The 8355-nt window shown below is 67.3% G+C and carries 6 protein-coding genes; 1 reads left to right on the top strand and 5 read right to left on the bottom strand.

Annotated elements, in window-relative coordinates:
• Positions 1–202 precede the first annotated feature (202 nt).
• Both gltX and QH196_RS08870 read right to left on the bottom strand, forming a co-directional pair.
• Positions 203–1678: a glutamate--tRNA ligase gene (gltX, locus tag QH196_RS08875; protein ID WP_280415280.1), complete on the bottom strand. Its 1476-nt coding sequence runs from the start codon at positions 1676–1678 to the stop codon at positions 203–205.
• 13 nt (positions 1679–1691) lie between these two features.
• Positions 1692–2453, bottom strand: coding sequence for a fumarylacetoacetate hydrolase family protein (locus tag QH196_RS08870; protein ID WP_033241333.1), 762 nt, complete (start codon positions 2451–2453; stop codon positions 1692–1694).
• A gap of 188 nt (positions 2454–2641) precedes the next feature.
• Here QH196_RS08870 and QH196_RS08865 point away from each other — a divergent pair, with 188 nt between their 5' ends.
• Positions 2642–3868: an MFS transporter gene (locus QH196_RS08865; RefSeq protein ID WP_280415279.1), complete on the top strand. Its 1227-nt coding sequence runs from the start codon at positions 2642–2644 to the stop codon at positions 3866–3868.
• A 37-nt stretch (positions 3869–3905) separates the two neighbouring features.
• Here the strand turns inward: QH196_RS08865 and QH196_RS08860 are convergent, their stop codons facing one another.
• From QH196_RS08860 to serA, 3 genes are all read right to left on the bottom strand, one after another.
• Entirely contained in the window at positions 3906–4508 is a 603-nt protein-coding gene (locus tag QH196_RS08860) for a Uma2 family endonuclease (protein WP_280415278.1), read from the bottom strand.
• Between the two features lie 106 nt (positions 4509–4614).
• Entirely contained in the window at positions 4615–5622 is a 1008-nt protein-coding gene (locus QH196_RS08855) for a 3-isopropylmalate dehydrogenase (RefSeq protein ID WP_280415281.1), read from the bottom strand.
• 257 nt (positions 5623–5879) lie between these two features.
• Positions 5880–7478: a phosphoglycerate dehydrogenase gene (gene serA, locus QH196_RS08850; RefSeq protein ID WP_280415277.1), complete on the bottom strand. Its 1599-nt coding sequence runs from the start codon at positions 7476–7478 to the stop codon at positions 5880–5882.
• Between the last annotated feature and the right edge of the window lie 877 nt (positions 7479–8355).

The raw sequence follows: 8355 nt of genomic DNA, 5'->3' as shown, positions 1-8355 counted from the left end.
GCGTCGAGTAACCCGGTGGGGGGGGGGGGGCCGGGGGGGCGGGGGGCCCCGGGGCGGGGGGGGTTGGGGGGGGGGGGCAGAACGGGGCCGGCCGCCCGCCCCGCGGGGGGGGGGGGCGGGGCGGGGGGGGGGGGGCGCCGGCGGCCCCCCCCGCGGGGGGGGGGGCCCCCCGCCCGCCCCGCCCCCCCCCCCCCGGGCGGGGTTATTCGGTGGGTGCGACCCATTCGCGCGCGGCACGCAGCCGGCGCATGGATTCTTCCCGGCCGAGCAGTTCCATGGATTCGTAGAGGGGCGGGCTGATATGTGATCCGGTGACCGCGACCCGTACCGGTGCGAACGCTTTTCTGGGTTTCAGTTCGAGCCGCTCGATGAGCGCTGTTTTCAGCGCTTCTTCAATTTCGGCAGCGGTCCAGGTGGTGAGTGGTTCGAGTGCGTCGATTGTCGCGTCCAGGACCGGCCGGCTACCTTCTCCGAGGTTTTTCTTTCCGGCCGCCGGGTCGATTGCGAAGTCCGCGGCAGGGGCGAACAGGAATCGGAGCAGATCCCAGGCGTCGGCGAGTACGACTATTCGGGTCTGAACGAGTTCGGCGGCTTCGGCGAATACTTTTTCGTCGATTTCTTCACCGATATATCCGTGCCGGACGAAGTATTCGCGCAACCGTCCAGCGAAATCGGCGGGAGCGAGCATCCGGATATGTTCGGCGTTGATCGCGTCGGCTTTTTTCTGGTCGAAGCGGGCCGGGTTCGAGTTGACTTTGGAGATGTCGAAGGCGGCGATCATCTCGTCCAGGGTGAACACATCGTGGTCGTCGGCGATGCTCCAGCCGAGGAGTGCGAGGTAATTCAGCAAACCTTCGGGTATGAAGCCGCGATCGCGGTGCAGGAACAGGTTGGATTCGGGGTCGCGTTTGGAGAGTTTCTTGTTGCCCTGCCCCATCACGAAGGGCAGGTGCCCGAATTCCGGGGTGAAATCGGTGACGCCGATACGCCGCAGTGCCGCGTAGAGGGCGAGCTGGCGCGGGGTGGAGGAGAGCAGATCTTCGCCGCGCAGGACGTGGGTGATTCGCTGGGTCGCGTCGTCTACCGGGTTGACCAGCGTGTACAGCGGGTCGCCGGTGCCGCGGGTGAGGGCGAAATCGGGGACGGTGCCCGCTTTGAACGTGGTCTCGCCGCGGACGAGATCGTTCCAGGTGAGATCGGTGTCGGGCATACGCAGCCGGACCACGGCGCCGCGGCCGGCGGCTTTGTATTCGGCGATCTGTTCGGGTGTGAGGTCGCGGTCGTAATTGTCGTAGCCCAGTTTCGGATCACGTCCGGCCGCGCGGTGGCGTTCTTCGACTTCTGCTGGCGTGGAAAAGGATTCGTAGGCTTCGCCGGCTTCCAGCAGTTTGTGCACCACGTCGAGGTGGATATCGCGGCGCTGCGATTGCCGGTACGGCGCATAGGGTCCGCCGATTTCGGGGCCCTCGTCCCATTCGAGGCCGAGCCAGCGCAATGCGTCCAGGAGCGCCAGATACGATTCCTCGGAATCCCGTGCGGCATCGGTATCTTCGATTCGGAAGACGAAGGTTCCGCCGTGGTGTTTGGCGTATGCCCAGTTGAACAGCGCGGTGCGGATGAGCCCCACATGCGGTGTTCCGGTGGGCGACGGGCAGAAACGGACCCGTACGTTTGTCATGTCTCTCTTTCGTTCAGCGTTTGGCGGCAACAGGATTGGTGAGTGTTCCGATTCCGGCGACGGTCACCGACACGCTCTGCCCGTCTTTCATCGGGCCGACGCCTTCGGGTGTGCCGGTGAGGATCACATCACCGGGCAGCAGGGTCATCACCCGGGTCACCCATTCGATGATTTCCGGAATATCGTGCAGCAGTAGTGATGTGGTGCTGCGCTGCTTCACCTCACCGTCGAGTTCGGTGGTGATCTCGAGATCGGCCGGATCCAGTTCGGTTTCGATCCACGGACCGAGCGGGCAGAAGGTGTCATACCCTTTGGCCCGCGTCCATTGTCCGTCCTGGGCTTGCTGATCACGGGCGGTGACATCGTTGGCGACGGTGTAGCCGAGGATCACATCCTTGGCACGCGCCGCGGCGACATCCTTGCAGGGGCGCCCGATCACGACCGCCAGTTCACCTTCGAAGTCGACCCGGGAGGAGTTGGGCGGCAGCTGGATGGGCACGTTCGGCCCGATGATGGAGGTGTTCGGTTTGATGAAGATCACCGGTTCCTCCGGTGCCTGTCCGCCGAATTCGGCGGCGTGTGCCGCGTAGTTCTTGCCGATGCAGATCACCTTGCTGGCCAGGATGGGGGCGAGCAGGCGGATATCGGCCAGCGGCCAGCTACGGCCGGTGAACGTCGGAGTGCCGAACGGGTGTTCGGCGATTTCTTTGGCGGTCTCGCCGTCGATGGCGACGAAAGCGACCCCGTCGGGGCTGGCAACTCGACCTAGACGCATGCCCGAAGTCTATCCAGCCGGGTTCACCAGCCCGAATGCGCCCGACCGGTCGGCATGTGGGCCGGTGAAAAGCGTGACACCGCCTGGTACAACCGCGGCCGGTCGGTGTACGGTGACCAAAAGTTCACGTTCTGAGAAGCACTTCCCATATATTGAGATGTTGCTGCTGTATTCCGAGATGGGGAACTATGGCACACAGTTCACCGGCGGCCGCCCGAGCCGCCGAGTCCGGACACCGACCGGTACCGGTCTCTCCCGCACGCCGCTGGCTCATGCTCGCCCTGGGCGTATTCGCCCAGACCTCGAGCGCGATCTTCGTCCACGGCGTCCCGTTCCTGCTGCCCGCGCTCACCGCGGGCGGAATGCCGCTGCCGACGGCCGGTCTGCTGGTCGCGCTGCCGACCGTGGGACTGTGCTGCACCCTTATCGCCTGGGGTTATCTGGTGGACCGGTTCGGCGAACGCATCGCGCTGGTGGCCGGACCGCTGATCATGTGCGTCGCGGGCACCGCGGCCGCCTTCACGACGAGCTATCCCCTGCTCGGGGTTCTGCTGTTCCTGGGCGGTATGGGCGCGGCCAGCACCAACGGCGCGAGCGGCCGGGTGATCGTCGGCTGGTTCCCGCCCGAGCGCCGGGGCCTGGCGATGGGTATCCGGCAGACCGGTCAGCCCATCGGTGTCGGTATCGGCGCCTTGTCCATCCCGCTGGTCGCGGACAGTGCCGGGGTCGCTCCCGCACTGCTCGTGCCGGCCGTCCTGGCAGGCCTGGCGGCCGTGGGCTGCCTGCTGGGCATCGTCGACCCGCCTCGCCCACCGCGTGCGGAAACCACCGGCGCCAACCCCTACCGCGCCGGAGCGACCCTCTGGCGTATCCACGGAGTGTCCATACTCCTGGTCATCCCACAGGGCACCGTCTGGACATTCGCACTGCTGTGGTTGCACCGCGATATCGGCTGGTCCTTGGCCGCCGCGGGTGCCCTCGTCACCGGCACACAGGTACTCGGCGCTCTGGGCCGGATCGGTGCGGGCGCCTGGTCCGACCGCGTCGGCAGCCGGATGCGTCCCCTGCGCCTGATCGCCGTCGCCGCGGTCACCACCATGGCGCTGCTGGCCTTGACCGCCTGGACCGAATGGTGGTGGGCGGCTATCCCATTGATGGTGATCGCCTCGGTGGTTTCGGTCTCCGACAACGGTCTGGCCTTCACCGCCATCGCCGAACTCGCCGGGCCCTATTGGAGCGGCCGGGGTCTCGGTATCCAGAACACCGGCCAGAACCTGATGATCGCCGCGGTACCGCCGGTGTTCGGCGGCCTGATCACCGCAACCGGATTCCCTGCGGCCTTCTTGGCGGCAGCCGCCTTGGCCGCGGTGGCTGTCCCACTGGTGCCATCGGGTCCGGAGAATCTCCCGAAATGAGTGGGCCACTGGCCTGGGCACGCACCATCCGACCCCATCAGATATCGATGAGGTCCGCGGGATCGAACCACACCCGGACCGGGATATCGACCTCGAACTCGACGGCGAACTCGCGCCCTTCGCCCACGGGCGGCTCCCACCGGTAGGCGCCGCCATCGAGGACGCCCCGATGGACCTGGATATTCGGCTGGTGTTCGACTATCCAATACTGCGGGATACCGAGCCCTGCGTACTCCCGAACCTTGCGAACCCGGTCGGTGCGTTCGCTTCCGCTGCCCGGCGACACGACTTCGACCACCAACTGCACATCCATGCCCGGGATCAACTTCGGCGACTCGTCGACGATCGCGGCCCGGGCGACAGCTTTGGGTATCACGAAGATATCGGGTTTACGGACGCCCGACGGTGTGCTGATCTCCCATTCCCCGCCATCGCAGACGAATGCGTCCGCATCCTCGGCCGCGCTACGGATCCGCCGGGCGAGTGACCAGCCGACGTAGTTGTGCCGTGCCCCCGCTGCCACCTCGACCAACCACCCGTCTTCGAGTTCGAACCCCTTACCGTCTTCCGGCAGGTCGTAGAGATCCAGCACCGTGTACGGGCCGAAGCCTGCATCACTGATGGCGCGCCACGCGGTCATGCTGCCCTCCAAGCGCTCGGGCCGTCCATCGGGGATACGCCCAGGTATCCCCGATGGTATCGGAGTTGCACACCGATTTCGTTGCCGAAAGTACGGAACTTCCAGGTCAGAGCGCGGATGCGATCCGGTCGCCGATTTCGGTGGTGGAGGCGGTGCCGGTGCGGCCCGACAGATCCTTGGCGACCGCGTCCTGGATGCGCGCGGCGGCCGCGGTTTCGCCCTTGTGCTCGAGCAGCAGGGAGACCGAGAGGATGGCGGCGGTCGGGTCGGCCTTGGACTGGCCGGCGATATCGGGGGCGCTGCCGTGGACGGGTTCGAACATGCTCGGGTTGGTGCCGGTGGCGTCGATATTGCCGCTGGCGGCCAGGCCGATACCGCCGCTCACCGCGGCGGCGAGGTCGGTGATGATATCGCCGAAGAGGTTATCGGTGACGATCACGTCGAAGCGGGCCGGGTCGTTGACCATATGGATGGTGGCGGCGTCGATGTGCTGGTAGGCGACCTCGACATCGGGGAACTCGGCGCCCACCGCGTCCACCGTGCGCTGCCACAGCGACCCGGCGAAGGCCAGGACGTTGGTCTTGTGCACGAGAGTGAGGTGTTTGCGCCGGGTCTGCGCCTTGGCGAAGGCGTAGCGGACCACACGTTCGACACCGAACCGGGTGTTGGTGCTGACCTCGGTGGCGACCTCGTGCGGGGTGTCGACCCGGATGGCGCCACCGGTGCCGGTGTAGGGGCCCTCGGTGCCCTCGCGGACGACCACGAAATCGATATCCGGGCTACCGGCGAGGGGGCTGCCGACGCCCGGGTACAGCTTGGAGGGCCGCAGGTTGACGTGATGGTCGAGCGCGAACCGGGTGCGCAGCAGCAGGCCCCGTTCGAGGAGGCCGCTGGGCACCGACGGGTCGCCGATCGCGCCGAGCAGGATCGCGTCGTGCTGTTTCAGTTCCGGCAGCACCGTTTCCGGCAGGATCTCGCCGGTGGCGTGGTAGCGCTTGGCGCCGAGATCGTATTCGGTACGTTCCACGCCGGGCAGCACCACATCGAGTACTTTGAGCGCCTCGGTGACGACCTCCGGGCCGATACCGTCACCGGGGATCACGGCGAGCTTCATGACAACCACGCTTTCTGGATACGACGTGCCGCGAGCGGAGCGGGCCGCGGCCGGCGGGCCGGGGGTGGCCGCCGCTGGGACAGTGTTTGTGCGCATGCCGCCCGGGCGCGGAACACCCGGGCGGATTCGCACGACGCTGCGCGCCGCCCGCCGGAACTCGGTGCGGGCGAATCGGGCCCGCAGGAGCGTAGCGTAATCGCACCACGCCGGGCCCCCTCGCCCACGCCCGTCGAACGACGCGGCAGCGCACCGCTACATCAGAACAGGTCGACCAGCGCGACCTTGCCGGCGCCCACGGCGGCCGCGATATCGGCGCGCACCGATTCGGGGACCTCCTTGTTGACCCGCAACACCACGGTGGCGCCTTCTTTGTTGGCGTCCTGGGTGAGCTGGGCGGCGAGGATATCGATCCCGGCGGCGCCCAGGGCGGTGCCGACCTTGCCCAGCGCGCCCGGCTGGTCCGCATAGTTGAGGACGGCCAGGTTGATGCCCTCGGCGCGCATATCGTAGTTGCGGCCGTTGATGTTCACGATCTTCTCGACCTGGGCCGGTTCGGTGAGCGCACCGGCGACGTTGATGGTGCGGCCGTCACCGAAGACCGCACGCAGATCCACCAGGCTGCGGTGGCTGGGGCTTTCGGTGACCGTGGTGACCTCGGCGCTGATGCCGCGGTCCTGCGCGAGCGCCGGGGCGTTGACGAAGGTGACCTGGTCGTCGACGTGGGCGGAGAACACGCCGCGCAGCGCGGCCAGTTGCAGCACCTCGACCTCGGAGGCGGCCAGCTCGCCGCGGACCTGCACCTCGAGGCTCACCGGCAGTTCGTCGGCCAGCGCACCCAGCAGCGCGCCCTGTTTGCGGACCAGGTCCAGCCAGGGCGCCACTTCGTCGCCGACCACGCCGCCGGTGACGTTCACCGCGCCGGGAACGAATTCACCGGCCAGGGCCAGCAGCACGGATTTCGCCACATCGGTACCGGCCCGGTCCTGCGCTTCACTGGTGGAGGCGCCCAGATGCGGGGTCACCACGACCTGCGGCAGTTCGAACAGCGGGCTGTCGGTGCAGGGCTCGGTGTCGTAGACGTCGATACCGGCGGCCCGCACATGGCCGGACTTGATGGCCTCGGCCAGCGCGGCTTCGTCCACCAGGCCACCGCGCGCGGCGTTGACGATGATCACGCCCGGCTTGGTCTTGGCGATCGATTCCTTGCCGAGCAGGCCCTTGGTCTCCGGGGTCTTCGGCAGGTGGATGGAGATGAGGTCGGCGCGCTCGAGCACCTCGTCCAGGGTGAGCAGTTCGATGCCGAGCTGGGCGGCGCGCGCCGGGGAGACGTAGGGGTCGTAGGCGACGATCTTGGTTTCGAAGGCTGCCAGGCGCGCGGCGAACAGCTGCCCGATCCGGCCGAGGCCGATCACACCGACCGTTTTGCCGAAGATCTCCACACCGTTGAAGCTGCTGCGCTTCCAGGTGTGCTCACGCAGGGTGGCGTCGGCGGCCGGGATCTGGCGGGCGGCGCTCAGCATCAGCGTGACGGCGTGTTCGGCGGCGGTGTGGATATTGGAGGTGGGCGCGTTGACGACCATGACACCGCGTTCGGTGGCGGCGGGAACATCGACATTGTCCAGGCCGACCCCGGCCCGGGCGACGATCTTCAGGTTCTTGCCGGCCTCGAGGACTTCGGCGTCGACGGTGGTGGCGGACCGCACGAGCAGCGCGTCGGCCTCCGGCACCGCCGCCAGCAGGGCGGGCCGGTCCGGGCCGTCGACCCAGCGGACCTCGACACCGTCACCGAGCGCATCGACGGTCGACTGGGCGAGCTTGTCGGCGATCAGAACTACAGGACGGCCTGCTTGGCTCACGGTGGGGTTCTCCTGGATGAGGGGGGACGGCCAGTTGACGCGGCCAAGCTTAGTTCCAGCGAATCCGGCCGCGGCCCGCCCCCTCACCGTCGGGCACATCCGGACATGGCGCGACCTGTGCGGACCTACCTCGGCGGGTGGGCGGAATCACGCTCATGACCAGCCGTGCGCATACGCGAGACCTTCCCCCGACGGCGATGCCCCGGCCTCCAGCACAGTCGGAGACCGGGGCATCGGTTCGGCGGATCAGCCGAACAGCAGGGTCCACAGGGTGTCGAAGATGACGTTGAGAGTCGCGGAACCGCTTTCGATGATGACCGGGATCATGGAAATGTCCTTTCATTCGGGAATCCAGCCGTGAACCGACTGTCGCGCAGTATGTCGGCGACCGGAACGGAAGAATTACCGAATTCTTCTAATTTGTGCCGGGCATCACTGTATATAGTTTCGTGATATGAGCCGACACCCCGGCAGCAGAGCCCCCACCTGCACCTATGCCGGATTTAAGCGCCGAAACATCTCCAGCGGCGAATCCATCGGCAGAGAGCAACGATTCTCTGCGGCAAAACTCCGCAGCGCGAACTGATCACATAAACAATTCGGACGGAATATGCATCACGCAGGTCACCGGAGACCTGAATCGCGTCCGGAGCGCAGTAGGGAACGACCGGAACGAACCCCTTCCCGGAAACGACGAGGGGCGGGGGGGGGGGGGGGGGGGGGGGGGCGGGGGGGGGGGGGGTGGGGGGGGTGCGGGGCTATCCCCGGGTATAAGCGTAACCCCCGGGGGCCCACCCGCGCGGCGATCGGGCGCCGCGGGACGTGGTGTCCCGGGCGATCGCCGCGCGGCTGCGGGAACTCGGTGCGGACCACGTCT

Origin of the sequence: Nocardia carnea, from assembly GCF_029868325.1 — a bacterium.
Classification (GTDB): Bacteria; Actinomycetota; Actinomycetes; order Mycobacteriales; family Mycobacteriaceae; genus Nocardia; species Nocardia carnea_C.
This window is presented reverse-complemented; position numbering and strand designations above follow the sequence as displayed.

What these genes read in the sequence shown, in the direction of transcription:
- gltX (WP_280415280.1), bottom strand. Translation starts at nt 1,678, where the DNA reads ATGACAAACGTACGGGTCCGTTTCTGCCCGTCGCCCACCGGAACACCG.
- QH196_RS08870 (WP_033241333.1), bottom strand. Translation starts at nt 2,453, where the DNA reads ATGCGTCTAGGTCGAGTTGCCAGCCCCGACGGGGTCGCTTTCGTCGCC.
- QH196_RS08865 (WP_280415279.1), top strand. Translation starts at nt 2,642, where the DNA reads ATGGCACACAGTTCACCGGCGGCCGCCCGAGCCGCCGAGTCCGGACAC.
- QH196_RS08860 (WP_280415278.1), bottom strand. Translation starts at nt 4,508, where the DNA reads ATGACCGCGTGGCGCGCCATCAGTGATGCAGGCTTCGGCCCGTACACG.
- QH196_RS08855 (WP_280415281.1), bottom strand. Translation starts at nt 5,622, where the DNA reads ATGAAGCTCGCCGTGATCCCCGGTGACGGTATCGGCCCGGAGGTCGTC.